This is a genomic window from Azospirillum formosense, from assembly GCF_040500525.1.
Taxonomy (GTDB): Bacteria; Pseudomonadota; Alphaproteobacteria; order Azospirillales; family Azospirillaceae; genus Azospirillum; species Azospirillum formosense_A.
In genome coordinates this window covers 910,203-935,631 of record NZ_CP159403.1, presented here as the reverse complement: position 1 = coordinate 935,631, position 25,429 = coordinate 910,203, and the positions used below count along the sequence as shown (strand labels likewise).

23 protein-coding genes are annotated in these 25,429 nt (G+C 67.8%); 7 read left to right on the top strand and 16 right to left on the bottom strand.

Annotated features, from left to right (window positions below; translation table 11 throughout):
- Positions 1 to 172: 172 nt before the first annotated feature.
- From ABVN73_RS17415 to ABVN73_RS17365, 11 genes are all read right to left on the bottom strand, one after another.
- Positions 173 to 529 (bottom strand): iron-sulfur cluster assembly accessory protein, encoded by a 357-nt coding sequence (locus ABVN73_RS17415; protein ID WP_353859552.1) that lies wholly within the window; start codon positions 527 to 529, stop codon positions 173 to 175.
- 17 nt (positions 530 to 546) lie between these two features.
- A complete protein-coding gene (locus ABVN73_RS17410) occupies positions 547 to 954 on the bottom strand; it encodes an iron-sulfur cluster assembly protein (protein WP_014197142.1) in 408 nt (135 codons plus the stop codon).
- A 23-nt stretch (positions 955 to 977) separates the two neighbouring features.
- A complete protein-coding gene (gene sufU, locus ABVN73_RS17405; RefSeq protein ID WP_109069516.1) occupies positions 978 to 1,445 on the bottom strand; it encodes a Fe-S cluster assembly sulfur transfer protein SufU in 468 nt (155 codons plus the stop codon).
- Positions 1,442 to 2,704, bottom strand: a complete 1,263-nt coding sequence (locus ABVN73_RS17400) for a cysteine desulfurase (RefSeq protein ID WP_353859551.1) — start codon at positions 2,702 to 2,704, stop codon at positions 1,442 to 1,444. The genes sufU and ABVN73_RS17400 overlap by 4 nt, the downstream gene beginning before the upstream one ends.
- A 14-nt stretch (positions 2,705 to 2,718) precedes the next feature.
- The gene (gene sufD / locus ABVN73_RS17395) at positions 2,719 to 4,074 is read right to left on the bottom strand and encodes a Fe-S cluster assembly protein SufD (RefSeq protein WP_353859550.1); all 1,356 of its coding nucleotides are present in this window, start codon (positions 4,072 to 4,074) and stop codon (positions 2,719 to 2,721) included.
- 2 nt (positions 4,075 to 4,076) lie between these two features.
- Positions 4,077 to 4,829 carry a Fe-S cluster assembly ATPase SufC gene (gene sufC, locus ABVN73_RS17390; RefSeq protein WP_353859549.1) on the bottom strand — a complete coding sequence of 251 codons (753 nt, stop codon included), beginning with the start codon at positions 4,827 to 4,829 and terminating at the stop codon, positions 4,077 to 4,079.
- A 32-nt stretch (positions 4,830 to 4,861) separates the two neighbouring features.
- On the bottom strand, positions 4,862 to 6,349 hold the full coding sequence (gene sufB, locus ABVN73_RS17385) for a Fe-S cluster assembly protein SufB (protein ID WP_353859548.1): 1,488 nt from the start codon (positions 6,347 to 6,349) through the stop codon (positions 4,862 to 4,864).
- Between the two features lie 49 nt (positions 6,350 to 6,398).
- A complete protein-coding gene (locus ABVN73_RS17380) occupies positions 6,399 to 6,881 on the bottom strand; it encodes an SUF system Fe-S cluster assembly regulator (RefSeq protein WP_145671907.1) in 483 nt (160 codons plus the stop codon).
- 273 nt (positions 6,882 to 7,154) lie between these two features.
- Positions 7,155 to 8,165: a hypothetical protein gene (locus ABVN73_RS17375; protein WP_353859547.1), complete on the bottom strand. Its 1,011-nt coding sequence runs from the start codon at positions 8,163 to 8,165 to the stop codon at positions 7,155 to 7,157.
- 7 nt (positions 8,166 to 8,172) lie between these two features.
- A complete protein-coding gene (locus ABVN73_RS17370) occupies positions 8,173 to 8,589 on the bottom strand; it encodes a phage holin family protein (RefSeq protein ID WP_035676152.1) in 417 nt (138 codons plus the stop codon).
- Positions 8,586 to 9,563, bottom strand: a complete 978-nt coding sequence (locus ABVN73_RS17365) for a hypothetical protein (protein ID WP_353859546.1) — start codon at positions 9,561 to 9,563, stop codon at positions 8,586 to 8,588. The genes ABVN73_RS17370 and ABVN73_RS17365 overlap by 4 nt, the downstream gene beginning before the upstream one ends.
- 260 nt (positions 9,564 to 9,823) lie before the next feature.
- On the opposite strand from ABVN73_RS17365, the gene ABVN73_RS17360 reads away from it, so the two are divergent.
- The 7 genes from ABVN73_RS17360 to ABVN73_RS17330 all read left to right on the top strand — a co-directional run bounded on the left by ABVN73_RS17360 (position 9,824) and on the right by ABVN73_RS17330 (position 19,295).
- Positions 9,824 to 11,251, top strand: coding sequence for a hypothetical protein (locus ABVN73_RS17360; protein ID WP_353859545.1), 1,428 nt, complete (start codon positions 9,824 to 9,826; stop codon positions 11,249 to 11,251).
- Between the two features lie 818 nt (positions 11,252 to 12,069).
- Positions 12,070 to 12,609 carry a hypothetical protein gene (locus ABVN73_RS17355; protein ID WP_353859544.1) on the top strand — a complete coding sequence of 180 codons (540 nt, stop codon included), beginning with the start codon at positions 12,070 to 12,072 and terminating at the stop codon, positions 12,607 to 12,609.
- Positions 12,593 to 13,402, top strand: a complete 810-nt coding sequence (locus ABVN73_RS17350; protein WP_353859543.1) for a response regulator transcription factor — start codon at positions 12,593 to 12,595, stop codon at positions 13,400 to 13,402. Before ABVN73_RS17355 ends, ABVN73_RS17350 begins: the two co-directional genes overlap by 17 nt.
- On the top strand, positions 13,383 to 15,014 hold the full coding sequence (locus ABVN73_RS17345) for a HAMP domain-containing sensor histidine kinase (protein ID WP_353859542.1): 1,632 nt from the start codon (positions 13,383 to 13,385) through the stop codon (positions 15,012 to 15,014). The genes ABVN73_RS17350 and ABVN73_RS17345 overlap by 20 nt, the downstream gene beginning before the upstream one ends.
- A gap of 156 nt (positions 15,015 to 15,170) precedes the next feature.
- Entirely contained in the window at positions 15,171 to 17,819 is a 2,649-nt protein-coding gene (locus tag ABVN73_RS17340) for a cation:proton antiporter (protein ID WP_353859541.1), read from the top strand.
- 16 nt (positions 17,820 to 17,835) lie between these two features.
- On the top strand, positions 17,836 to 18,777 hold the full coding sequence (locus tag ABVN73_RS17335) for a DMT family transporter (protein WP_353859540.1): 942 nt from the start codon (positions 17,836 to 17,838) through the stop codon (positions 18,775 to 18,777).
- A gap of 119 nt (positions 18,778 to 18,896) precedes the next feature.
- Positions 18,897 to 19,295 (top strand): hypothetical protein, encoded by a 399-nt coding sequence (locus ABVN73_RS17330; protein ID WP_109069503.1) that lies wholly within the window; start codon positions 18,897 to 18,899, stop codon positions 19,293 to 19,295.
- Positions 19,296 to 19,341: 46 nt separating this feature from the next.
- Here the strand turns inward: ABVN73_RS17330 and ABVN73_RS17325 are convergent, their stop codons facing one another.
- The 5 genes from ABVN73_RS17325 to rimI form a co-directional block, all read right to left on the bottom strand.
- On the bottom strand, positions 19,342 to 20,826 hold the full coding sequence (locus ABVN73_RS17325) for an alkaline phosphatase D family protein (protein ID WP_353859539.1): 1,485 nt from the start codon (positions 20,824 to 20,826) through the stop codon (positions 19,342 to 19,344).
- Positions 20,827 to 21,078: 252 nt separating this feature from the next.
- The gene (locus ABVN73_RS17320) at positions 21,079 to 21,306 is read right to left on the bottom strand and encodes a NepR family anti-sigma factor (RefSeq protein ID WP_246653896.1); all 228 of its coding nucleotides are present in this window, start codon (positions 21,304 to 21,306) and stop codon (positions 21,079 to 21,081) included.
- 332 nt (positions 21,307 to 21,638) lie between these two features.
- On the bottom strand, positions 21,639 to 22,112 hold the full coding sequence (locus ABVN73_RS17315) for a sigma-70 family RNA polymerase sigma factor (protein ID WP_137141024.1): 474 nt from the start codon (positions 22,110 to 22,112) through the stop codon (positions 21,639 to 21,641).
- Between the two features lie 471 nt (positions 22,113 to 22,583).
- On the bottom strand, positions 22,584 to 24,065 hold the full coding sequence (locus ABVN73_RS17310) for a RimK family protein (RefSeq protein WP_353859538.1): 1,482 nt from the start codon (positions 24,063 to 24,065) through the stop codon (positions 22,584 to 22,586).
- On the bottom strand, positions 24,065 to 25,282 hold the full coding sequence (rimI, locus tag ABVN73_RS17305) for a ribosomal protein S18-alanine N-acetyltransferase (RefSeq protein WP_353859537.1): 1,218 nt from the start codon (positions 25,280 to 25,282) through the stop codon (positions 24,065 to 24,067). The genes ABVN73_RS17310 and rimI overlap by 1 nt, the downstream gene beginning before the upstream one ends.
- Positions 25,283 to 25,429: the final 147 nt, after the last annotated feature.

The window sequence follows — 25,429 nt, the reverse complement described above, 5'->3', positions numbered from 1 at the left end:
TTTTCTCTAACCTTGTTTTGGCCGTGTCGGCGTCGCGGGAACGGACTCTAGCATGGAGAGTGGGGACGCGAAGGGGCGTTGGACAGGGCTGCCGTTGCTCTCGGAAGATCCAAGAAAAAAGCCCCCTTCCGGTGGGAGGGGGCTTTCATGGTCCGGAGACACCGAGTCGACCTCAAACGTGGAAGCTCTCGCCGCAGCCGCAGCGGCCCTTCTCGTTCGGATTCTTGAAGACGAAGCCGGTCTGGAACTTGTCGTCGACGTAGTCCATCTCGCTGCCGATCAGGAACATCACGGCGGCGGGGTCGATCAGGACGGTGACGCCCTTGTCCTCCACCACCTCGTCGAACTTCATTTTTTCCTTGGCGTACTGCACGTCGTAGCTGAGGCCGGAGCAGCCCTTCGCCTTCACGCCGATGCGCAGGCCGATGTAGTCGTCGGTCGCCTTCGCCATCAGCGCCTTCACGCGGTTAGCCGCGGCGTCGGTGATGGAAAGGGCCTTGGGGAGAGAAGCCGTAGAAGCCGTAGCCATGGGGGATCTTCGCCTCCTTAAAACATGTCCAGTTGGACCCGCGCGACCTCGGACATCATGTCCTGGCGCCAGGGCGGTTCCCAAACCAGTTCCACCTTGCATGTGGTGACGTCCTCGACGGACTCAACCGCCTGCTGCACCTGCATCGGCAGCTCGCCGGCCACCGGGCACATGGGGCTGGTCAGGGTCATGTCGATCTCGACCTCGTTGTTCGGGCCGATGTCGACGCGGTAGATCAGGCCGAGTTCCCAGATGTCCACGGGGATTTCCGGGTCATAGCAGCTCTTCAGCGCCGAGATCACCGCCTCGCTCAGCGCGGCGCGCGGGTCGTAGGCGGCCTTGGCCGCCGCCATGTCCGCTTCGGTCTGGTTCATCGGCTTGGCCTCCGCGGCGTCGGCTTCCTTGGAGATCGCGTCATCGGGCATCGCGTTTCACCGTTTCCTGCAACTTACTCGCTGCTCGCCTTGTCCTCGCCTTCGATGGCCGCGTTCATCGCGTGCCAAGCGAGGGTGGCGCATTTCACGCGCACCGGGAACTGACGGACGCCGGACAGCACCATCAGCCGTTCCATGGCGTCCTCGTCCACCGGACCGTGGTCGCCATGCTCGTGGTCGTCCTTGGTGCAGAGGTCGTGGAAGGTCTCGAACAGGGCCTTGGCCTCCGCCTCGGTCTTGCCCTTGACCACCTCGGTCATCATGGACGCGCTGGCGGTGGAGATGGCGCAGCCGCGGCCCTGGAAGGCCACGTCCTCGACCACCCCGTCCTTCAGCTTCAGATAGACCATGAAGCGGTCGCCGCACATGGGGTTCTCGCCCTTGGCCTCCCGGTTGGCATCGTCGGGATGCCGGAAGTTCCGGGGGTTCTTGCCGTGGTCCAGGATCACTTCCTGGTACAGCTCGCGCAGTTCGTCCATCATGCTCCGAAGAACTCCTTCACCGCGATCACCGATTCGACGAGAGCGTCGGCCTCCGCCCGCGTGTTGTAAAGGGCGAAGCTGGCCCGCGCCGTGGCGCCGACGCCGAAACGCTCCATCAGCGGCTCGGCGCAGTGGCGGCCGACGCGGACGGCGACGCCGTACTGGTCCACGATGGTGCCGAGGTCGTGCGGGTGCACGCCCTCCAGCGTGAAGGAGATGATCGGGCCCTTGCCCGGCGCGGTGCCGTAGACGCGCAGGCCGTCGATCTGGGAAAGCTGCTGCGTGGCGTACTGGAGCAGGTCGCGCTCGTGCGCCGCGATGGCCTCGCGGCCCAGCGTCTCCATGTAATCCAGCGCCACGCCCAGCCCGATGACCTCGGTGATCGCCGGGGTGCCGGCCTCGAAGCGGGACGGGGGAGCCTTGAAGGTGGTGCCTTCGAAGCTGACGCTCTCGATCATGTCGCCGCCGCCCTGGTAGGGAGGCATCTTCTTCAGCAGGTCGTACTTGCCGTAGAGCACGCCGGTCCCGGTCGGGCCGTAGAGCTTGTGGCCAGTCATGATGTAAAAGTCGGCGTCGATGTCCTGCACGTCCACCACGCCGTGCACGGCGGCCTGGCTGCCGTCGAACAGCACCGGCACGCCGCGCTCGTGGGCCATGCGGGCGATGATCTTGGCCGGCGTCACCGTGCCCAGCACGTTGGAGCAGTGGGTCATCGCCACCAGCTTCGTGCGGTCGGACAGCAGGTGCTCGTAGGCGTTCAGGTCCAGCACGCCGTGCTCGTCCACCGGGACGACGCGGATGCGGACGCCCTTGTCCATCTGGAGGAGCTGCCACGGCACGATGTTGGCGTGGTGCTCCATGACCGAGACGATGATCTCGTCGCCTTCCGACAGGAAGGTCCGGCCGTAGCTGTGGGCGACGAGGTTGACGGCCTCGGTCGCGCTGCGGGTGAAGACGATGTTGCGCTCCGACGGGGCGTTCAGGAAGCGGGCGACCTTGCGGCGGGCCTCCTCGAACTGGTCGGTGGCGGTCTGCGACAGGAAATGGACGCCCCGGTGGATGTTGGAATAATCCTCCTCCAGGAAGCGGGTCATGGCGTCGATGACCTGCCGCGGCTTCTGCGCGGAGGCGGCGCTGTCCAGATAGACGAGCGGCTTGCCGGGCTTGCCCTTCCGCTCGTGCACGGTGCGCGACAGGATGGGGAAGTCGGCGCGGACGCGCTCCACATCGAAGGCGGGGAGGGTGATCTGGGTGTCCATCTCCGGGTCCCTCCTCAGCGCGCGTTCTGCCAGTCGGCGACGTAGCTCTGGAAGGCGTCGCGGACGCTCTCCTCGGCGATCTCCTCCAGCGCTTCGGACAGGAAGGCGCCGATCAGCAGGCCGCGGGCAGCCGCCTTGTCGATGCCGCGGGCGCGCAGGTAGAAGAGCTGGTCGTCGTCCAGCTCGCCCACCGTGGCGCCGTGGCTGCACTTCACGTCGTCGGCGTAGATCTCCAGCTCCGGCTTCGCGTCGATCTCGGCGGTGTCGGAGAGCAGGAGCGCGCGGTTCTGCTGGTAGCCGTCGGTCTTCTGCGCGTCGGGGCGGACGATGATCTTGCCCTGGAAGACGGCGCGGGCCTGGTCGTCGATCACGCCCTTGTAGACCTCGCGGCTGGTGCAGCAGGGCTTGGCGTGGTCGATGAAGGTCGTGGTGTCGACATGCTGGCCGCCGCGCACCATGTAGGCGCCGCTGACATGCGTGTCGCCTTCCTCGCCGTCGAGGACGCTGTTGACCTCGTTGCGCGACAGCTTGGCGCCGATGGTCAGGATGAAGTTGTCGTAGACGCCCTTGCCGGCCACCTTCGCCGCGGTGTGCGACAGGTGGAAGGACTCCGTGTGCTCGCGCTGGACCTTGTAATGGTGGACCGACGCGCCCGCGCCGACGAAGACCTCGGTCACGCCGTTCGACAGGGTGGTGCAGGAGCCCAGGCCCACGTGATGCTCGACGATCACGGCGCGGGAGTCCGCCTCCGCGACGATCAGGCCGCGCGGGTGGAAGGCGGTGGGCTGCGCCTCGGAGCCGACGGAGACGAAGACCAGCTCGATGGTCTCGTCCACCGTGACGCCGCGCGGCACATGCAGGACCGGGCCGTCCTCCAGGAAGGCGGTGTTCAGCGCCACCAGCGGCTGATCGTCGGGGGCGGCGATGCGGCCCAGATGCTCGGCCACCAGATCGGGCTTGCGCGCCAGGGCGTCGGCGAGGTTCAGCAGCTCGACCCCCGCCGGCAGGCCGGCGGTGGAGGACAGCTCCGCCCGGAAGCGCCCGTCCACGAAGACCAGCCGCGGGCCGGTCGCGCCGTCCGCCCGCACGGTCGGCAGCACGTCGAAGCGGACCGCCTCGCCGGTCGCGGCCGCCGGCTGGAAGGCCAGCTTGTCGAGCGCGCGCAGGTTGGTGTAGCGCCAGGACTCGTTCTTCACGGTCGGCAGGCCGAGCGCGGCGAAGCGGTCGTGGCCCTGGCCGCGCAGCTCGTTCAGCCAGGACAGGTCGGCGCCGGGCAGGCCGTCCTTGACCCGGTCGAGCTGCTCCAGGAAGGGTTTGGCCGCCGCCGGGTCGTAGCCCCGCGGCGCCTTGGTGAGGGTCGTCGTCGCCATGGTCAGGCCGCCTCGTTCACGCCGAACTCGGCGTAGCCGTTCTTCTCCAGCTCCAGCGCCAGCTCCTTGCCGCCGGAGCGCTGGATCTTGCCGAAGGCCAGCACGTGCACATGGTCCGGCACGATGTAGTCGAGCAGGCGCTGGTAGTGGGTGATGACCAGCATCGACCGCTCGGGCGAGCGGAGCGCGTTCACGCCCTCGGCCACGATCTTCAGCGCGTCGATGTCCAGGCCGCTGTCCGTCTCGTCGAGGATGGCGAATTTCGGCTGGAGGACGGCCATCTGGAGCGTCTCGTTCCGCTTCTTCTCGCCGCCGGAGAAGCCGACGTTGACCGCGCGCTTCAGCATCTCGTCGGTCATGTTCAGGGCCTTGGTCTTCTCGCGCACCAGCTTCAGGAACTGCATGGCGTCCAGCTCCGGTTCGCCGCGCTGCTTGCGGATGGCGTTCAGGGCGGACTTCAGGAAGGTGGTGTTGGCGACGCCGGGGATCTCGACCGGGTACTGGAAGGCCAGGAACAGGCCGGCGGCGGCGCGCTCCTCCGGCTCCATCTCCAGCAGGTCCTTGCCGAGGAAGCTCACCGAGCCCTCGGTGATCTCGTAGCCGTCGCGGCCGGCCAGCACGTAGCTGAGCGTGCTCTTGCCCGAGCCATTCGGCCCCATGATGGCGTGGACCTCGCCCGGATTGATCGTCAGGTCGATGCCCTTGAGGATTTCCTTGCCGTCCACCGTGGCGTGCAGGTTCTTGATCTCGATCATCGTTTCTTCTTCCTTCGCGATACGGTGGGCGGTCAGCCGACGCTGCCTTCGAGGCTGATGCCGACGAGCTTCTGGGCTTCCACGGCGAACTCCATGGGCAGCTCCTTCAGCACTTCCTTGCAGAAGCCGTTGACGATCAGCGACACGGCGTCCTCTTCCGACAGGCCGCGCTGGCGGCAGTAGAACAGCTGGTCCTCGCTGATCTTGGCGGTCGTCGCCTCGTGCTCGACGCGGGCGGTGCGGTTGCGGTTCTCGATGTAGGGCACCGTGTGGGCGCCGCACTGGTCGCCGATCAACAGGCTGTCGCACTGGGTGTGGTTGCGCGCGCCCTCCGCCTTCGGCAGGATCTTCACCAGCCCGCGGTAGGTCTGCTGCGCACGCCCGGCGGAGATGCCCTTCGACACGATGGTCGAGCGGGTGTTCTTGCCGATGTGGATCATCTTGGTGCCGGTGTCGGCCTGCTGGAAGTTGTTCGTGATGGCGACCGAATAGAACTCGCCCACCGAGTTGTCGCCCTGCAGGATGCAGCTCGGGTACTTCCAGGTGATGGCCGAACCGGTTTCCACCTGCGTCCAGGAGATCTTCGAGTTGCGGCCGCGGCAGGCGCCGCGCTTCGTCACGAAGTTGTAGATGCCGCCGATGCCCTCCGCGTTGCCCGGGTACCAGTTCTGGACCGTCGAGTACTTGATCTGGGCGTCATCGAGGGCCACCAGCTCGACCACCGCGGCGTGCAGCTGGTTCTCGTCGCGCTGGGGCGCCGTGCAGCCTTCCAGATAGCTGACGTAGCTGCCCTCGTCGGCGATGATCAGCGTCCGCTCGAACTGGCCGGTGTTGGCTTGGTTGATGCGGAAGTAGGTGGACAGCTCCATCGGGCAGCGCACGCCCTTCGGGATGTAGACGAAGCTGCCGTCGGTGAAGACCGCGCAGTTCAGCGTCGCGTAGAAGTTGTCCGTGTACGGCACGACGGAGCCGAGATACTTCTGGACCAGCTCCGGGCACTTGTGCACGGCCTCGGAGATCGAGCAGAAGATGATGCCCATCTCCTCCAGCTTGGCCTTGAAGGTGGTGGCGACCGACACGCTGTCGAACACGGCGTCCACGGCGATGGCCGGGCTCTTGCCCTCGGCCCCCTCGACGCCGGCCAGGATCTCCTGCTCGCGCAGCGGGATGCCCAGCTTCTCGTAGGTCTTCAGCAGCTCGGGATCGACCTCGTCCAGCGACTTCGGGCGGTCCTTCATCTTGGGCGCGGCGTAGTAGTGCGCGTCCTGATAGTCGATTGGCGGGTAGGACAGCTTCGCCCAATGGCGCGGCTCCTCCATCTCCTGCCAGACGCGGAACGCCTTCAGGCGCCATTCGAGAAGCCATTCCGGCTCCTCCTTCTTGGCGGAGATGAAGCGGACGGTGTCCTCGTTCAGGCCCTTGGGCGCGACATCCGATTCGATGTCCGTCGTGAAGCCGTACTTGTACTTCTGCTCCGTGACGGCGCGGACCTGTTCGACGGTTTCGGTCGTGGCGGCCATGCTTGTCTCTCGTTCCCTGAAAGCGTTGTCCGATGAAGGCGCCGAAACGTCAGACGGCGGCGCGCCGTGCCGGGCCTGGGCCGGCTCCAATGCTGTCGAGCGGGCCGGGTGGACCCTCCGCCCAGGCGGGCGGACCCATCATGTCGGCCAGCGTCACCTGTTCGAGCGCGCCGCGGATGGCGCTGTTGACCTTCTCCCAGCCGCCGCGCATCGGGCACAGGCGCTGCACGCCGCATTGGCTGTCGCCGCCCTCCACGCAGGCGGTGAGCGCGATCGGGCCGTCGAGCGCCGTGATGATCTCGGCGATAGAGATTGCATCGGCGGTGCGGCTGAGCGCATAACCACCGGCGGCGCCGCGGTGCGAGGTCGTGAGCCCCGCCGGGGTCAGCGTCTTCATGAGCTTGGCGACCGTGGGGGAGGGCACGCCCGTGCGCTCCGCCAGATGGGAGACGGTGTGCACCGTGCCCACATGGCGCGCCATTTCGCTCATCACGACGATGGCGTAGTCGGTCAGCTTGCTCAGCCGGATCATGACCACCCCGATACAGGACTAAATTGGTCCAGATTAAGTGGCCATCATAGGACCTTTGTCAAGCGGAACCGGAGCGGGATAACCGGGAAAAACACTCGGGTATAAGGATGGCAGGGCTGCGCCCGGCGCACGCTGCGGCGAACTGTCGCGGACGTCCTCCACCCACGGGAAACCATACGCCGCGGTCGGAAATGAAAAGCCGGCCCCGCGGTCGAGGCCGCGGGGCCGGTGCAGTCAGCGTGGAACCCGAAAGGAGCCGTCAGCGAAACCGGATCAGCCCGGCTTGCGCGCCTCCTCCCGCGCCGCGTCGCTGGCCGCGCTCACCGCGTCTCCGACCTCTTCCTTGGCGGCTTCGACCGCCGCCCTGGCGGCGCGGGTGCCGCGGTCCATGGCGTCGAGGGCCATCTCCTTGGCGCGGTTCGTCGCCTCGTCGGCGTAGTCGCCGACCCAGCGGTCCTCATAGCGCGAGGAGGGGATGCTCGCGCCCAGCGCCGCACCCAGCGCGACGCCCATCATGCCGGCGACCATCGGGTGGTCGTCCACCATCTCCCAGAAGCGCCCGGTCGCGCTGTGCAGCCGGTCCGACGCGCGGAAGTGGCTGGTCCCGTGATTGCCGATGTGGCTGTCCACACGGCTGCTCATGTCCCGGCGCATGCCGTGCGCCCGGTCGCGGGCGTGGTCGGTCAGGTCGCTCGCCCGGTCGCGGGCATGGTCGGCGAGGCCGCGCACGCGGTCGCCGGCCTCGTCCACGGCGTCGCTCGCCCGTTCGTAGACGTGGCTCGCGGCGTCGCTGGCCCGTTCATAGGCGTGGCTGGCGGCCTCGCGCACGCTGCTGCCGGCGCTGTAGAAGGTGTCGCGGGCGTACTGCGCGGCGCTGCCGGCGCGGTCGCGGACGTTGTGCATCGTGCCGCTGCGCGCAATGCGCCGGTCGTAGCCCGAGGCGGTCAGGGCCAGCCAGCCCAGCCCGATGCCGATCATGGCGAGCGGGATGGGGTTGCTGCGCATGGTCTCGCCGACCGAATGGGACCGCTGGTGGGTCTGGTTGCGGATCGGCTCGTAGTAGCGGTCCTGGGCGCGTTCGCCGTAGCCGCCGGGGGTGGTGTGCATCCGGTTCATGGTCTGCTCCATCAGGTGACGGGGAGCGAGCCGCGCGGTCTTGCGCTTCAGGACCTGGATCGTGTCGCCGATCCGGGCCTGGCGTTCGCGGATCTCCCGTTGCATCGCGTCGTAGTCGCGGGGCTTTCCGCGCCCCTTCTCACCGCCGTTCATTGATCCGTCGCTCATGGGCCGCTCATCGCGCGAGCTGGGAGCGGGCCCAGCGCTTGTCGTCGCGCAGCGTCTCGATGGTGCGCTGCGGCTGAAGATTTTCCGGGCTGAGCCGCTTCTTGCCGATCATCGCCAGCACGCCGCCGATGACCAGCACGACGGCCCCGACGATGACGGCGGCCAGCCAGGGCTCGACCACCTTCGACAGGGCCAGCACCGCCGCGGCCAGCAGGACCAGAACGCCCGCGAAGGCGATGAGCCCGCCGGCGACCACATAGGCCGCGCCGCCCGCGGCCTGGCCGGCCTTTTCGGTCAGTTCGGCCTTGGCCAACTCGATCTCGGTGCGGGCGAGATTGGTGGTCTCGCGCGCCAGATCGGCGAACAGGCCTGCGATGGGTCGGTCTTGCCGCGGATCGTAGGAACGGTCCTCCGCAGCGCTCATGGTTTGACCTCCTGGGTCGGCGTGCCGGACACCGGCTTGGAGGCGGAGGCGCCGCCCTGGGCACCGCCCGGCGTGGAGGCGGCGACCATTTCCGCGGCGTCACGGGTGCGGGCGGCGGTGGTCGCCGCGGTGGCGGCGTTCAGCGGACGCGGGCTCTCCTGGTTGCGGCCGATCCCGCCGCCGGCCGAGGTGATGGCCGTCGTCGACGTCATGCCGGAGGAGGCGATGCCGGACGACAGGCCGGACCTCGGCCGCGCCGCGCCGGGACCGTCCGTGGAGGCCGAGCCGCCGAAGCCGCCGGTCCCGGTCCGGCGGTGGCCGGCGAGGTCATGGTCGGTGCGCAGAGCCTCCTGACCGGCACGGTCGGCGCCGCGCAGGCCGAAATCACGGTAATCGTGATGTTCCTGGCCTTGACCGCCGTAGCCGCGGTCGTGCCGGGCATAGCCACCGGTCAGATGCGACGACGAGGCGCCGCGAAATCGCCGTTCCCCGGAGCTTTTGACGAAGCGGGCGAACAGGAAGCCCACGGCGAAGGCGGCGCCGACGAAGACCTCCGGCTGGCGCCGCGCGAAGCGCTCCACCTGACCCACCATGTCGTCCACGGTGGAGTTGCGCAGCATGTCGGCCACCCGCTCCACCCGGTCGGCGGCCTGCCCGGCGTAGTGGGCGGCGGTGCCGTTGTTCTCGTCGTTCAACTGCTCCGCGGCCTTGTGCAGCGCGTTGGCGACGCTGCCCAGCTGGTCGGCGGCGCGGTCGGTCTGCATCTCCAGAAGGGAGCGGATGCGGCCCTGGGCGTCGCCGAGGGTGTTGCGGCCGGCATCGGCGGCCTCGCCGGCCATACGGTTGATATCGTGGGAGGAACCCCGATTTTGCGAACGGTCGTTCCCCATTCCCGTGTTCGCCCCACGGTCGGCCATCGGGTCCGGCGTCTTGCGGTTCGGTTCGCCGGTGCCCAACGTATCGCGGTCTGCCATCTGTTTTCCTCCTCGGGGTCGGCTGCGGGTGTGTTCCGGTCCGCAGCCTGCGGCAATTCGCCGCGCTTTGCGGCGTCCGATGTCGGGAATCAAACACCGTCATGGGCATCGGAGTTCCGAGGTGTGTATTGCGTTCCTGCGAAGCAACGCGGGGTTGCCGCCCAGCTTTCCGATGCGCTGTCGGAATTGGACGGGCTTCGAAACTGTGCTAAACTTCTCCGCGAATTCGCGAAGGTTCCGACGAACCGGAGGAGGTGGCCGTGAACGGCATATTTTCCGCTCTGACCAACGGCCAGAACAGCCTTTTCCAGCTTCAGAAGGCCAAGAAGGACTGGGAGCGCGCGCTTGAGGCCATGGAGGGCAAGGACGCCAAGCAGGTCCTGACCGAGAAGGCCGACCAGGCGAAGCTGCCCTTCACCATGACTCCGGAGCAGCAGAAGAATTTCACCGCCGTCGTCAACGCGCTGGAGGAAGCCAAGCGCGTCGGCGGGCCGAAGGCCGTCGCCGCGCAACGGCTGGATGAGGTCGAGCGCAAGATCGAAGAACTGAAGATGATGATGCGCCACAGCCGGGGCGACCGGGAAAAGCTGGTGCAGCTGGCGCGCGAAGCCGCGATCCTCGCCAAGCAGGCCGGGCGGGCGGCCAAGGAGTATGGTGCCGGCGTGGCCGCGGCCGCGGAAATGGGGCTTCCCGGCGGTGCGGGAGCGCCGTCCGCCGGCGGCATCACCATTGAGCGGACAACCACCCGCACCTCCATCACCCTGGTCCAGACGGAGATCGCCGTCGATGTGACGGTGACCATCCGCGGCGATGGTGCTCCCGGGGAGGGCGCCCCGGCCGAAGGCGCGCCGCCGGACGCGTCCATGGCACCGGTTCCGTCCGTGCTGTCAACCGACGGCGCCGCCACGGAGGGGACCACCGCCGCCGCGGATGCGGCGGCGGTGGAAGAGGCGACCGAGGACGGGGAGGCGCGCTCCGCCGAGGCGGTGGCGACGGAGGCGGCCGGTCTGGCCGGGCAGGTCTCCGTCCAAAGCGTGGCTTCGGATGGCAAGGCGTCGTCGGAGGGCAAGGCCGCCACCGCAAAGACCGAGCAGGAGAAGGAAAAGGACCGGGCTGAGGCAAAAGCCGACAAGGAGGCCGAGGAGCAGGCGGCGGACGGGCAGGGGAGCGACCTGGAGCGCTTGATGTCGGAGGAGGCGCCCAGCCTGAACGCCGCCCCCGCCGCGCCACAGGGCGACCGGATCCGCAACTACATCCAGCGGATGATGGCCGACAACGACCTGAAGATGTCGCGCTACCGTGAGGCCGACGAGTTCGGGCGCCGGGTGGAGGCCGTCCTTGCCACGGCGAAGTCGATCATTGCCGAAGCAAAGGCCGCCAACGAACTGGATCAGGCTGAAGAGAGGCGCAAGGCAAGACGAGAGTCCTTCAAGGATTACGACAAGATTGTCGAAGAGTCCCAGGACAACGTCAACGAGCTGCGCCAAGCGGCTTTCGGGTCCAGCACGACCCTGAAGGACTTCGTGGAGGCCATGACCGACCCGAACGGCACGGACAGTGGTTCCGGCGAGCCGGAAGGGTCCGCCGAGGGGGGCGCGATCGCGGCCTCGGCGGACAGCCTGCCGGCGTTTGGCGGAGGCGATCTGGGGGTGCCCGCACAGTCCGGTTCGGTCAATCTGCTCGCCTAGGGGCATCGGCCTCCGGTGCCTATGGCGCTCTCCGCCTTCTTGAGCACCTCCTTTGTGCGTGTTGGCCAATTGCCATCGGAAGTATCGCCGTCGGAGTTAATCCAGCCCATTTTGCAGTCAAAGCAGCCTTGACGAGGGCATCGGACGGGCGCAGGATGGTCGGCGTGAAGGTTGATGCTCGAAAAGCATTGTACGCACAGTGCCGACCGGCGGTAACGCCGGCCGGATAGAAGGCTGGAGTTCAAGCGGCAACATCGCGTGAGACGTCTCAGTGGCGTTCTCATCTTATGGATACTGTTGCCCGTCCGGCTGACCGGCGGTGGGGCCATACCCGGGTGGCTCCGCCGCCGATTGTTTTTGGGGCTCTTTTTCGCCCTTTTCTTTTCCCTTCCCACCCGCCGGTTTTCCCGCCCATGGCCGCACGGCGCCACGCGCTCCGTGCGCGGACCCTTCGCGCTTCTCCCGTCATAGGATAAGCCAAAGGGAAGTGTGGGTATTTGAGGCGACCAGCGCCGCCCCTTCTAACCCACAAATAGGCAAATTAGTTCGAAATCCGACCTATCGATAGGAGTAGGAACAAAAATTGGCCGCAAATGTGCGCAAAAAGGGGGTATCAAACAGGGGTTTAACGCCACATTAACCAGACTGGACTGACCTTGATCTCACGGAGGCGGCAAGTGCAGGCATGGGGCCAGCAACACAGCCCGCGAATTCAACCACGATGCTTGAAAGGCCCGACGATGACGATGACGGGTACCATATGCGAAGTGGCTGGAACCAATGCCGGAGTGGGGTGCCGGCGGCGGAAGGCGGGCCTTGTGCTGGCGGTTCTTCTGCTGGCCGGGTGCCCCGGCACCACGGTTCCTCCCGAGACGCAGACCGCCGGACCGACCGCCATGGCCGTTCCGGTGCCGAAGACGAAGCCTGCTCCTCCGCGCGTCAAAGCCGCGGGCAAGGATCAGGCGGCCACGCCGGCGGTGAACGGTCCGGGGACCGGTCCCGCCGCCGAGGTCATCGCCATGGCTGGGACAGAGGTGGCGGGGCTGCCCCCCGTACCGTACGGCGGCGCCAGCCCGCCCGTCACCCTGTCCCCCGAAACGCTCGTCGGCCTGGACCAAGTCCAGACCCGGCGTCTCCTGGGCACCCCTGCCGCAACGGAAGAGGCGCCACCTGCAAAGGTGTGGCATTACGCTAAGGGCGATTGCTCGCTCAAAGTCTTCTTCTTCATGGACATGACGTCCTCCCAGGACTTCCGTGCCCTTTCCTACGATATGAAGAGCAGCGAAAATGTCCCAGATGTCGATAAACGATGCTTCGCTCAACTCCTTGCCCAAGGCTGGGATGTCCGCAATGACTGAGGCCGCCGTCGCCCGCGTGGCGCTGGTCGACGACGACGACCTGTTCCGCGAATCCCTCAGCCTCAACCTCGCCGACGAGGGGTATGAGGTCATCACCTTCGACCGTGGCGAACCCGCGCTCGACTTCTTCGCCGAGGGCGGTTCGGTGGACATCGTCCTGCTGGACTGGCGCATGCCGAAGATGGACGGCATCGACGTCCTGCGCCAGATGCGCTCCCGCGGCATCGACCTGCCGGTGATCTTCCTCACCGTGCTGTCGGACCAGATCTACGAAGAGGCCGCCCTGGCCGGCGGCGCGCTCGACTTCGTCGAGAAGTCGCGCAGCCTGTCGATCCTGCTGAAGCGCATGCGCCTCATCGTGGACGGCTCCAAGGGCACGCCGGAAGAGGCCGAGGGGCCGAAGGAATCCGTCTACGCGCTGGGCAATCTCGACCTGCGCCTGGACAACAGCCGCGCCCTGTGGAACGGCAAGCGCATCGACCTGACGCTGACCGAGTTCAACATCGTCAAGCTGATGGCGACCCGTCCGGAAGAGGATGTGTCCTACCGCGAGATCTACGACCTCGTGCATGGCAAGGGCTTCCTGGCCGGCTACGGCCCGTCGGGCTACCGCGCCAACGTCCGTGCCTTCATCAAGCGCATTCGCCAGAAGTTCCGCGTGGTGGATGCCGAGTTCGACTGCATTGAGAACTATCCGGGCTTTGGCTACCGCTGGGGCAACGGCACCGGTGGCACGGGCCGCACGCGCGACGACGACGCGGATGTGATGGCCGATGGCGCTGCTGCCGATTGAGGCCCGCGGGCCTGACGGGGTGCGGGACGGGGCGGAACTCACCAAGGGAGGCTTCTCCATGGCGGGTTTCCCCGGCGGCCGGTTGCGGTGGTTGTGGCACTCGCTGGCCAGCCGGCTGGCGCTGCTGACCATCGTCTTCCTGGCGGTCCCGGTGCTGATCTATGATCAGTTCCAGCGCGCCGACACCACGACGCAGACCCTGCTGCTGCAAAGCGCGCAGCGGCAGGGCGAGCTGATCGCCCGCGCGTTGGAGCCGGACCTGTCCCGCGCCAACCGCGCGGCCTTGCCGCAGCTCGGCCCCATCCTGCGCCGCTTCGCGGACGGGAACACCCGGCTGAAGCTGCTGGTCCGGCCGCGCGCGCTGGCCGGCAACAACCTGATGGGCAGCGACGGCTTCTACTACGTCGCCGCCGCCCCGTCGGTGCCCACCGACGATCTGGACGCCGAGCGGCACCAGCTCCTCGAACAGGGGGTGCTGGACCGGTTGGGCGCCTCCTGCGCCGGGAACGAGCCGCTGGCGCTGCGCCTGCCGCGTTCCTCCGGCGGCTATGAAATTCTGACCTCGGTCACGCCGGTCAACACCGCCTTCGGCTGCTGGGCGCTCGTCACCAGCCACACCGCCGGCGGCTATCTGGAATCCTCCCTGGGGCGGCCCTACTGGAGCACGCCGGTCGTTCAGGCCGCGGCGATGATCTACATCGTCATGGCGGCGCTGGTCATGGCCGTCCTGCTGGGGGTGTGGCGCAACCTGCACCGCTTCGGCGATCTGGCGCGCGACATCGTGTCGGGCGGCATCGGCGAGGGCGGGCAGGGGTCCTTCACCAACCGCAACACCGTGCCGGAGCTGTCGGGGGTGGCCGAGGACTTCGACCGGCTGGTCGACACCCTGCGCGAGAGCGCGCGGTCGCTGCGCCGTGCGGCGGAGGACAACGCCCACGCCTACAAGACGCCCATCGCGGTCATCCGCCAGTCGGTGGAGCCGCTGCGCCGTTCCCTGTCCGCCGAGGACAACCGCAGCCAGCGCGCCCTGACCATGATCGAGAAGTCGGTGGACAAGCTCGACGGCCTGGTCTCGTTCGGGCGGCGCATGGACGAGGCCGCCGCCGACCTGCTGGTTCCGCCGCGCCGCCGCGTGGACCTGTCCGATCTGGTCGAGCGCATGGCCGGCGGCTACACCAGCCTGCTCGCCGAACGGCAGCTCCACATGCGTTCGCGCATCGAGTCCGGGGTGGTCGTCCGGGCCAGCGAGGACATCTTGGAAACCGTCATCGAGAATCTGGTGGAGAACGCCGTCAGCTTCTCGCCGCCCGACGGCACCGTCAGCGTGCGCCTGTCGCGCAACGGCGCCTGGGCGGAGCTGGTGGTCGAGGACGAGGGGCCCGGCGTCGATCCGGCGAACCTGCCGCGCATCTTCGAACGCTACTTCTCCCAGCGCGAGCCGGGGCGGGGCATGCCGAAGGACGCGGCGGCCCAGAACCAGGCCGAGGCGACCCATTTCGGAATCGGCCTGTGGATCGTGCGGCGGAACATCGAGGCCTTCGGCGGCAAGGTCCGGGCTGAGAACCGCTCCACCGGCGGGTTCCGCATGACGGTGACCCTGGCGGTGGCCTGACGGGGCGCGACCGCTGTACGTTCTCTTCCGCACAGGTGTGGCCGGACCGTACGTCCGGTCACACGTACGGAACAGCTTTGTCCCTTATCCTGACCTTGCTACCGTCCCGATCGGGCGATACCGTGCGCCGCGACCCCCCAAGGGCAAGGCAGCCCCATGCACGTCATCGTCATCTACGTCCTCGCGGTATCCGGCCTTCTGGCGCTGGTCAGCCTGCTTCCGCCACTGGCGGCCCGGCTGCGGGTGCCCTACACGGTGCTTCTGGCCGCCGTGGGCGTGGCTCTGGGGCTGGTGATCCAGACCTTCGCCGGCCAAGGCGGCACCGGCCCCTTCCATGACTTCCTGAATTCCCTGGCCGAGATGGACATCTCGTCCGAGGTGCTGATCTACATCTTCCTGCCGGTGCTGCTGTTCGAAACGGCGCTGGCGGTGGACGTGCGGCGGCTGTTCGACGACGTCTGGCCGATCCTGCTGATGGCCGTGGTGGCGGTGTTCGTCTGCACCTTCGCCGTCGGCTACGCGCTGACCCTCTTCACCTCCATGGGGCTGATCGCCTGCCTGCTGCTGGGGGCGATCGTCGCCACCACCGATCCGGCGGCGGTCGTCAGCATCTTCCGCGACCTGGGCGCGCCGCGCCGCCTGACCATGCTGGTCGAGGGTGAGAGCCTGCTGAACGACGCCGCGGCCATCGCCCTGTTCACGTTGCTGCTCGGCATGCTGACCCGCAACGCCCATGGCGGGGCGACCGAAGCGGCGATGGAGTTCCTGCGCGACTTCGCGGGCGGCGTGGCCACCGGTTATGTCTGCGGGCGCGTGGTCTGCATGATCGTGGAGCCGGTGCGCGACCAGCCGATGGCCGAGATCACGCTGACCGTGGCGCTCGCCTATCTCAGCTACGTGCTGGCGGAGCATTACGTCGGCGCCTCGGGCGTCGTGGCGGTGGTCACGGCGGCGCTGGTCGTCGGGTCGGTGGGACGCACGCGCATCTCGCCGGCCACCTGGGGGGCTCTGGAGCATGTCTGGAAACAGCTCGGTTTCTGGGCCAACTCGTTGATCTTCCTGATGACGGCGCTGTTGGTGCCGCGCCTGCTGGGCGGCATCGGTTGGAGCGACGTCGGGCTGGTGCTGGTCGTGGTCGGGGCGGCGACGCTGTCCCGCGCGCTGGTGCTGTTCGGCCTGCTGCCGCTGCTGTCCGGCGCCGGACTGGCCCAGCGGGTCAGCCACGCCTACAAGGCGGTGATGCTGTGGGGCGGCCTGCGCGGCGCGGTGTCGCTGACGCTGGCGCTGGCCGTTACCGAGAACGGGCGCGTGCCCGACCGGGTGCAGGGCTTCGTCGCCGTCCTGGTCACCGGCTTCGTCTTCTACACGCTGTTCATCAACGGCACGACGCTGCGCGCCGTCATCAACCTGCTCGGCCTCAACAAGCTGTCGCCGGTCGAGCACGCCATGCGCAACCGCGCGCTCGCCCTGTCCCTGGCCGGGGTGCGCGAGCGGGTGGAGGGGCTGGCCCACCGCTACGAGGTCGACGAGCAGGCCGTCGGCTCCACCGTCTCCCAATACAGCGACCGGCTCGACGCCATCCTCCGGGAGCAGTCGACCGAAGCGCCGCTGAACAACGAGGACCGCGTGACCATCGGCCTCGTCATCCTGGTGAACCGCGAGGAGGAGCTGTATTACGAGCATTTCCGCGAGGGCATCCTGTCGCGCGGGGTTGCGGAGCTGCTGAACCGCCGGACCGGGCGCTTGCTCGACGCGGTGAAGGCCCAGGGCCGCGCCGGTTACCGCGCCTTCGAGGAACCCTTCATCTCCTTCACGCCCTGGATGCGGGTCGCCAGCCTGCTGCACCGCCGGCTGGGCATCCACGCGCCGCTGGCCCGCCGGCTCGCCTTCCGGTTCGAGATCCTTCTGGGGGTGCGCACCGTGCAGCGCGAGCTGCTGGAGTTCATCAACGACAAGGTCGGGCAGGTGCTGGGCACCGACGTCGCCTGCGAGCTGGAAGGCATCCTGACGGTGCGCCTCGCCATGGTCGAGCAGGCGTTGGCGGCGCTGAAGCTGCAATATCCCGACTATGCGCTGCTCCTGCAGAGCCGGTACGTCAACCGCGCCGCCCTGCGGCTGGAGGAGGCCGACTACCGGGCCCTCTTCGCCGAGTCGATCATCAGCCAGGAGATCCTGAGCGACCTGCAGCGCGATCTCGACGACCGCCGCCGCGCGCTCGACGCCCTGCCGAAGCTCGATCTGCGGCTGGATCTGATGGACCTCGTCGGGCGGGTGCCGCTGTTCGAGGGGCTGGAGGGCGACCGCCTGCGCGGAATTGCCACCCTGCTGAAGCCGCGGCTGGTCCTCCCGGGGGAAACCATCGTCCGGCGCGGCGAGCGCGGCGACGCGATGTTCTTCATCGCGTCCGGCGCCGTGGAGGTGCTGGTTCCGGGGCTGGACGAGCCGGTCCAGCTCGGCACCGGGGAGGTGTTCGGCGAGATGGCCCTGCTGACCCGCCAAAGGCGCAACGCCGATGTGCGTGCGATGGGCTATTGCCAACTGCTGGTCCTGGATGTGAGAGACTTCCATCGGCTGGTGAAGAAGGACGCAAGCCTGCGCGCCCATCTCCAGTCGGTGGCCGAGGCGCGGCGCAACCCGCCGCCGAAGCCGGCCGAGGCCGTTCAGGAGGGTGCGACGCCGGCGGCGGACGCGCGTGAGGTGGAAGCGCCCAGGCCGGACCCGTCCGGCGCTGCGGCGCCCGCCCCGGATGTTACGCCCCTGGCGGTCGAGGCCCCCGCCGCCGAGAGCGCGCAGGCACGGGGATAGGAGACGACGAGAGACGATGACCGTGCAAGCGACCACCGCCGCCGCGGGCGGGCGGCCCGACTGGGTGGGCCTGATGCCGGGCGTGTTCGTGCTGCTGTGGAGCACGGGCTTCATCGGCGCGAAGTACGGACTCCCCTACGCGGAGCCGCTGACCTTCCTGCTGGTCCGGTTGGGGCTGGTCGCGGTGATCCTCGGCGTCGTCGCCCTGGTCACCGGCGCCCCCTGGCCGAAAAGCTGGGCCGAGGCCGGGCGCATCGCGCTGGCCGGCTTGCTGGTGCACGGCGTCTATCTGACCGGGGTGTTCTGCGCCATCGCCAAGGGCATGCCGGCGGGGGTGACCGCGCTGATCGTCGGCATCCAGCCGCTGCTGACCGCGGCTCTCTCCGGCCCTCTGCTGGGCGAGCGGGTGACCGGGCGGCAGTGGGTCGGCTTCCTGATGGGGCTGGCCGGAGTGGGGCTGGTCGTGGGGGAGAAGCTCCATTTCGACTCGACGGACGCGCTTGGCATCGGCCTAGCGCTGGCCGCCCTGCTGGGCATCACCTTCGGCACGCTCTACCAGAAGCGCCACGGCACGGCGATGGACCTGCGCAGCGGCGCGGCCATTCAATACGCCGCCACCGCGGCGGTGCTGGCGGTGCTGGCCCCGCTGTTCGAGACCATGCGCATCGACTGGACCGGCGAGTTCGTCTTCGCCCTGCTGTGGCTCAGCTTCGTGCTGTCGGTGGGGGCGATCTTCCTGCTGTTCGTGCTGATCCGGCGCGGCGCTGCGGCGCGGGTGGCGAGCCTGTTCTATCTGGTCCCGCCGGTGACGGCGGTGATCGCCTGGGCGATGTTCGGGGAGCGGCTGGGGCTGCTGGCCCTGTCGGGCATGGCGCTGGCGGTGGCCGGGGTCGCCCTGGTCAACCGCAGTGCCGTCAACCGCAGCGCCGCCAACCGGGGCGCCAAGCGTGGGGCCTGATGCCGTGCGCATTGCCTCGGCGGTGCGCTCCGACTATGCTTCCTCGCACCGGCAACAGATCCGGCGGTGTCCCCGCCGGTTCAACCACGCTTCGGCAAACCACATCGGAAGTGAGTGTCATGGACGGCCTGGAGCCCATCTCGCTCGATGACAACCAGACCCTGCAGGCCATCGGCATCCTGGCCGATGTTCTGGACGGGGTGGACGGCCCCGGCGGGCTGGACACGGTTCTGGTTTCCAAGGCGCTGCGGCAGGTGATCGCCACCAAGTCCCAGCCGGCCTTCGAATTCGCCACCCGCGCCTTCAACACGCTCGACGCCGACGTGCGCCGCCAGGTGGCGGAGAACGCCGATCAGGCCGCCCATGATTCGGTGGAGCTGCGCGCCCGCGTCGGCGGCTTCCTGGCGACCTCGGCCAAGGCGCCGGGTGCCGGCGGCCCGGCCACGCCGGCGCAGGCCACCAGCTTCCTCAACGCGCTCAACCTGCGCAACCGCCGCCGGTCGCCCCAGTCGGAGTGAACCCAGTCGGAGTGAGCCCAGTCGGAGTGAACCGGCCCGGCTCCGGTCAGATCACCTGGGTGTAGCGGTTCGGCTGGCCTTCGGCCGACCAGCGGGCGTGGATCTGCCCCTTGCCGTCGAAGATCAGCGACAGCCAGTTGCGCTGCCGGATGATCCGCTTGCCCGATTCGGGGAAAGCCGGCATTTCGAACACATAGCCGTTGTCCAGCGTCTCCTTGCGGCCGGCCAGCCATTCCAGGGCGAAGGCCGTCGCCTTGGCGGGTGGGGGGTGGACGACCCCCGACGCGATGAGCTGCCAGATCTCCACGCCGCCGCCGCGCAACACCGCCCGCGCGCCCGCGTGGATTTCACCCGACACGGAGGTGACCCGGCACCCGGTGCGCCGCGAGAACTCGGCCAACTGGCCGAGCAGGCGCAGCCACTCCTCAATGTGGGCCGGGCTGCGCCACTGGTCGCGCAGATCGTCCTCGATCCCGACGCGCACGGGAGACAGGCCGACGGCCCGCTCCATCACGCCGGTGTCGAGGTAGAGCAGCGGGACGCTGGACATGAGGATCAGGTGCCGGCAGCCCTTGAAGCGTTCCAGCCACTCCGGCAGGGCGTCCCAGACCCGGTCCGACAGGACGCGGCGGGGCGTGCGGTCGCTGCGCATGTCCAGCGCCAGAATGCCGATGTCGCCCAGCCGGAACCCCTGGCTGAAGGAGTTCAGCGCGGCGCCCCACACGCATTCCGGCTGGGCGTCCTCCATGGCGGCGAGCTGGAACAGCGAGAAATGGCGGCGGGCGGCGGTGTAGACGCCGCGCCAGGTTGGGGACGTCATCTCCTCGTCGGGGTGGGAGCCCCATCCGTCGAAGATGTCGTGGTCGTCCCACATCATCACCGACGGAATTCGGGCGGTCACCGCCGCCGTTTCCGGCTGGCCCCAGACCCGCAGATAAAGGTCGAAGTAGAAGTCCGCCGCCTCCTCCGCCATCGCGGGGGTGAAGGGCTCCTCCAGTCGGGCGTCGTCGGTCCGCGTCTTCCAGGCGCTGAGCAGAGGCGGCTGGCGCCACACCGCGTCGGCGTAGAGCTGATCACCGCCCTGCAGCAGGAGATGGAAGCGTTCGCTTTCATGGCGCCGCCGCAGGTCGCCCCACAAGGCGTTGCGCGGCGCGTTCAGCCCGGCGATCTTGTCCTCGTCCTCCGCCCCGTTGCACGAGACGTAGGCGATCCGCGGCGGCGAGGCGCGACCCGGCACGGTCACCGCCCAGTTTTGCCCCGGCGACGCGCCATCGGTGAAGCCATAGGCGGCCTCGGCATCGCGGGCGCCGCGCGGAATGGCGAAGTCGAACCGCCAGACGTGCCGGTTGCGCCATTGCGCGAGGTGACGGGGCGGAACGGGCAGCGTCACGCCGTCCACCCGCAGATCGTAGGGTTCGGCGTCGCCCTCCAGCACGAAGAGGGCCGACAGCCACCAGCGGTCGCCTTGCTCTCCCCGGAAATAAAGGACGGGACCCAGAATGATGTTCGGTGCCGGCCTGCCGCGCGCCATGGACGCTGTTCATCCTCTTCGTTCCCGCCGGTCCGGGCGCCCATGGCCCAGCTTCCGTTTTCGCGGCTCCTGTTTATGGGAAAAGCCGCCGGTCTGTAAAAGGGGCAAGCGTTGATCCGAAGGGGGAAGCCGCCTGGAAAAGCGGGAGAACCCGCCACAGCGGCGACGACGCCGGGGGCCTCACAAAAAAAAGCGGGCGGCCGGGTCGCCCGGTCGCCCCTCGTGTGACGATGGAACACGGGATTCGGGAAGCTAGCTCTTGCGGCGCTGCCTCAGCAGTTCGAGCATGCGCGCCGGTACCGGTTCTTCCAGCACGGGATCGTAAAGGCGGTGAAGCTCCTCCACATGGCTTCTGTGGAAGGTCACCACGGCCTTCGCGTCGGCATCGTCCTCTACGGACTGCTCGAACTCCTGACGCTCCTTATCGTCCAAGGCACCGTCAAGATATGCGTTGATATGGTTCATCGTCACACGCTTCATATCTTTTGATCCCGGAACGTCCCCGGAGGCCATCCCCCTGAGACGGAAACGATCCGCGACGCAGAGTTCAATATAGTACGGCGGGCGCGGCGTCGGGAGTGGTGTCTTACCTCTTCTTATGGGGATGATGACGGTACCGCCAAATGGTTGGCGAGGCGTATCCGTTCGGTCCCCGTGGGTGTTCGGCCACTCCGCAGCAGCCCTGCTCGTCTCGCTCGGGGGAAGTAACAGCCGCTCTCATCGGTTGTTCCGGCGACGGATGGTCCGGACGCACTGGAAGAATCAACCTGTTGTACGGTTGCCATACCCCGCGGCGCATTCCCTGCCGCGTCTCAGGCGGCCATCAGGTTGTTCAGCCGCTCGCGGGCCCGGCACAGGCGGGAGCGGATGGTGCCGATGGAGACGTTCAGCTTCTCCGCGGCCTCCTGGTAGGGGCGTCCCTCGATGGCGACCAGCTTGACCACCTTGCGCTGGCTGGGGGTGAGGGCGCCGAAGGCGCGGTCGACGTCGCGGAAGACGAGCCGGGCGATCTGGGACGCCTCGACCGACATGGCGCCGTCCCACAACTCGACCTTGGTGACGTGCTTTTCGCGCTGGAGGTTGTTGAAATGCAGATTCTTCAGCATCGTGGTCAGCCAAGCCTGCATGTTGGTGCCGGGTTCGAAACGATGCTGGCGGGACAGGGCGCGGGCAAGACAATCCTGGGTCAGATCTTCGGCGGCGCTGGCGTCGCGGGTCAACTTGCAGGCATAGCGCTGCAGGTTCGGCATGCAACGGATCAGTTCGGCTTCGAAACAATACGCCATTGTTGCTCTTCCTCCAGCTTCTCTTCAATCGGCGGGGCTGCCGGTCCGTGGTGACGGCGCCCCCGTCCCGTGATTTCAGTTGCCGGGTTTCCGGCTCCCGGGGCTTCGCCGGGAGTCGGTCCCTGTTTCGACGCGTGGTCCCTCGCGGCGCCGGTCCTGTGGCCGTGCCGATCCTTCGGTTCGTGTCGGTGTTTAAGGGTCCGGTGGTGCTGCCTAGCAGTGTCCGGGCGTCGGTCCGGCGCAGCACATCGAGCAGTTCGTCGTCATCAACGGTCTCCCGCTCTCCAGCCTGGGCAACTCCAAAGCGCTGATGCGCTTCGGTGTTGCTCCCGTTCGTGGTGACGTTGAATTCATAACGCGGTGGGAAGAGGCTTGTTCCCCGGCGGCCACAGCCGAAAACATCTTAGGAGGAGAAGTGTTTGGAATCCGGGGGTCATCCGAACGGATGGCGGAACTGCCCGAAGGGGAGCTTCAGGCTCCCGGGCCGGGCTTGCGCGGCCGGGATTCCAGGCGGCGCAGGAATTCGCCCATGATGAGGCGGTACAGGCCGTCCTTCAGCTTGGCGTCCTCGACGCCGAGGTCGATGCTGGGGTTGTCGTTGATCTCGATGACGAAGACGCCGCGCTCGTTCTGCTTCACGTCCACGCCGTAAAGACCGTCGCCGATCAGTCCCGCCGCCTTCACGGCGGTCTCGATGACCTCGCGCGGCGCCTCCTCGACGGCCAGCGTGCGCGAGGAGCCCTGCTCGGCCCGGCCGTTGCCGCCGTGCTTGACGATCTGCCAGTGCTTCTTCGCCATCAGATACTGGCAGACATAAATCGGCTGCCGGTTCAGCACGCCGACGCGCCAATCGAACTCCGTGTACATGAACTCCTGGGCCAGGATCACGTCGGACTGCTCGAACAGGCTTTCCGCCGTCGCCTCCAGTTCGCTGCGGGTCTGCACCTTGAAGACGCCGCGCGAGAAGGACCCGTCCGGAATCTTGAGGACGATGGGGTAGGGGATCTCCTGGTCCAGCGTCGCCAGACCGCGCTTGTCGAAGATCACCGTCTTCGGCGCCGGGATCCGGTTGGCGCGCAGCAGCTCGGCCAGATAGACCTTGTTGGTGCATTTCAGGATCGAGTTCGGATCGTCGATCACCGGCATGCCTTCCGCCGCGGCCTTCTTGGCGAAGCGGTAGGTGTGGTGGTCAAGATTCGTCGTCTCGCGGATGAACAGCGCGTCGAACTCGGCGAGGCGCGCGTAGTCCTTCTTCTCGATCAGTTCCACCGCGATGCCCAGGCTCTCGCCGGCCTTCACGAATTTCTGGAGCGCGCGCGGGCTGGAGGGGGGAAGCTCCTCCTTAGGGTTGTGCAGGATGGCCAGCGTGTAGCGCGGCGGCGCCTTGGCCGCCGGCTCCCGCCAGGAGGTGCGGGTGTAGGCGTCGAGGGCCGCCTGGAACAGCGGCTCCTGGTCGGGCCGCAGGTCGGCCAGCGAGAGCGGCTCCAGGGCGTGGACGGTCCAGCCCTCCTTCAGACGCACCTGAACCTTCAGCAGGGGACAGCGGAAGAGGTCGAAGATCGTCCGGGCGATGTCCTGGAACCGGGCGTCGTCGGCGTGGCCGAAGAAGAGGGTGAGGTTGAAGGAGGCCTCCGGCGGGTGGTCCATCCGTTTGATGGCCTTGCGCAGCGCCTCCTCCACCTCGGCCAGCTGGGCGCGGTAGAAGGACTTCTGCGACAGGTCCAGGATGGTCCGGACGGAGGGGATCACACGCTCGCCGCGCGCCTCGGCCAGCAGCGAGACGTAGTAGCCGGTGCCCAGGTAGCGGTAGCTGCGCGACAGGTTCAGCACCCGCGCGCCGCGCGGCGCCTGCTCCGGGTGGGCGATGTAGTCGCGGGCGCTGATCACCGGCAGCCCGTCCTTCGCCCATTTCACGTCCGCCCGGCGGTCGACGACCAGGAGATGCGCGGGCATCAGCCGGCGGACCCGTTGGCGGACCCATTGGCAGACCCATCGGCGGCCCGATCGGAAGACTGGGGGCGGAGGAGAAGGGCGGCCTTCAACTGGGCCTTGCCGTAGCGGGCCATGCGCTCGAAGTCGGCTTTCGGGATCGGCATGTTCATCCGGTCGATGTGAGCGTGGTGACGATCGTACACAAGCGGATCATGAACATAGAGAAAGCGCTCGTCGGCACCGGTCACGACGACCCAATGCGGAAATTTTTCGTGATAGATCCGGTAGGAGCTGATGAGCACGATGGGGATGGCCCCGCCCGCCACCGCGTCGGCCATGTCCTGGGCGCTCAGGGTGTTGTGGCGGACGGTGGCGCCGCTGCCCTCCAGCTCGTCGAGGAAGTCCTCGTGCACGATGCGCATGACCTCCTTCTTCTCGTCGCTGCGCACGCTGTCCAGGAAGGGGGTGGCGTTGTCCTTGATGTGGATGTCCACCGCGAAGCCGCGCCGCGCCGCCGCCAAAGCCAGCCCGAACGGACCGCAGCCGCCATGGCCGGAGGTCATGAAGACCGTGGTGGACTCCCGCCAGAGGCGGATCTCCAGCTTCCGCCCCAGTTCGATTTCCGCGGGCTTCAGCGCCTTCATCGCCATCATCAGGGCCGACGGGCCGCAGGTGAAGTCCAGGGTCTGCTGGTAGTAGGGGACCAGGGGGCCGCCCAGCGGGGCGCTGGGGCCGCTGTGGCCGAGGCGCTTCTCCAGCCGCAGCGCCTCCATATGGTCTTCGTAATAATCGGTGTAGACGCCGAACTCGCGGTAGCCGGCCTTCTTGTAGAGATCGATGGCCGGGGCGTTGTCGCGCCGCACCTCCAGCCGCAGGTAGATGCAGTCTCGCGACCGCGCCGCCTGTTCCGCCGCGGCCAGCAGGCGCTTGGCGACGCCCCGGCCGCGGTGGTCGGGATCGACGGCGAAGGAGTAGAGTCGCGCGAGCGAGGTGCCGGAGTGGAAGGAGACCAGAGCGTAGCCGACCACCGCGCCGCTGTGGACTTCCACAAGTCCAGTGGCCTTGGCTTTCGTCAGCAAATATTGAAAACTACGTCGGGTCAGGCGGTCGGTGGCGAAGCACCGCTCCTCGATGGCCAGCAGCGCGGGGATGTCCGCCGGCTGGGCCTGACGGAGCAGGATGGTGGCGTCGCCGGGAAGCTCCTGGCGGGAGTCCGCAGATACGGTATTGTCGAGCATCGGGAGGTTCAAAGAGGCTGACACGGACGCCATCTTACTCCCTCCAGCGGGGCTTCGCAGCGATTACCGGCATCCGGTGCGCCGCGGGGATGGTTTCCATTTTGGCACAGCGCGTGTGGCACAAGGGCAAGTCTTGGCTGTTGCTCT

Coding starts and splice junctions, on each gene's coding strand:
- rimI (WP_353859537.1), bottom strand. CDS start 25,282: ATGCTCGACAATACCGTATCTGCGGACTCCCGCCAGGAGCTTCCCGGC.
- ABVN73_RS17350 (WP_353859543.1), top strand. CDS start 12,593: ATGTCCGCAATGACTGAGGCCGCCGTCGCCCGCGTGGCGCTGGTCGAC.
- ABVN73_RS17365 (WP_353859546.1), bottom strand. CDS start 9,563: ATGGCAGACCGCGATACGTTGGGCACCGGCGAACCGAACCGCAAGACG.
- ABVN73_RS17375 (WP_353859547.1), bottom strand. CDS start 8,165: ATGAGCGACGGATCAATGAACGGCGGTGAGAAGGGGCGCGGAAAGCCC.
- ABVN73_RS17330 (WP_109069503.1), top strand. CDS start 18,897: ATGGACGGCCTGGAGCCCATCTCGCTCGATGACAACCAGACCCTGCAG.
- ABVN73_RS17370 (WP_035676152.1), bottom strand. CDS start 8,589: ATGAGCGCTGCGGAGGACCGTTCCTACGATCCGCGGCAAGACCGACCC.
- ABVN73_RS17400 (WP_353859551.1), bottom strand. CDS start 2,704: ATGGACACCCAGATCACCCTCCCCGCCTTCGATGTGGAGCGCGTCCGC.
- sufU (WP_109069516.1), bottom strand. CDS start 1,445: ATGATGGACGAACTGCGCGAGCTGTACCAGGAAGTGATCCTGGACCAC.
- ABVN73_RS17325 (WP_353859539.1), bottom strand. CDS start 20,826: ATGGCGCGCGGCAGGCCGGCACCGAACATCATTCTGGGTCCCGTCCTT.
- ABVN73_RS17340 (WP_353859541.1), top strand. CDS start 15,171: ATGCACGTCATCGTCATCTACGTCCTCGCGGTATCCGGCCTTCTGGCG.
- ABVN73_RS17345 (WP_353859542.1), top strand. CDS start 13,383: ATGGCGCTGCTGCCGATTGAGGCCCGCGGGCCTGACGGGGTGCGGGAC.
- sufD (WP_353859550.1), bottom strand. CDS start 4,074: ATGGCGACGACGACCCTCACCAAGGCGCCGCGGGGCTACGACCCGGCG.
- sufC (WP_353859549.1), bottom strand. CDS start 4,829: ATGATCGAGATCAAGAACCTGCACGCCACGGTGGACGGCAAGGAAATC.
- ABVN73_RS17315 (WP_137141024.1), bottom strand. CDS start 22,112: ATGGCGTATTGTTTCGAAGCCGAACTGATCCGTTGCATGCCGAACCTG.
- ABVN73_RS17410 (WP_014197142.1), bottom strand. CDS start 954: ATGCCCGATGACGCGATCTCCAAGGAAGCCGACGCCGCGGAGGCCAAG.
- ABVN73_RS17335 (WP_353859540.1), top strand. CDS start 17,836: ATGACCGTGCAAGCGACCACCGCCGCCGCGGGCGGGCGGCCCGACTGG.
- sufB (WP_353859548.1), bottom strand. CDS start 6,349: ATGGCCGCCACGACCGAAACCGTCGAACAGGTCCGCGCCGTCACGGAG.
- ABVN73_RS17320 (WP_246653896.1), bottom strand. CDS start 21,306: ATGAAGCGTGTGACGATGAACCATATCAACGCATATCTTGACGGTGCC.
- ABVN73_RS17310 (WP_353859538.1), bottom strand. CDS start 24,065: ATGCCCGCGCATCTCCTGGTCGTCGACCGCCGGGCGGACGTGAAATGG.
- ABVN73_RS17380 (WP_145671907.1), bottom strand. CDS start 6,881: ATGATCCGGCTGAGCAAGCTGACCGACTACGCCATCGTCGTGATGAGC.
- ABVN73_RS17415 (WP_353859552.1), bottom strand. CDS start 529: ATGGCTACGGCTTCTACGGCTTCTCTCCCCAAGGCCCTTTCCATCACC.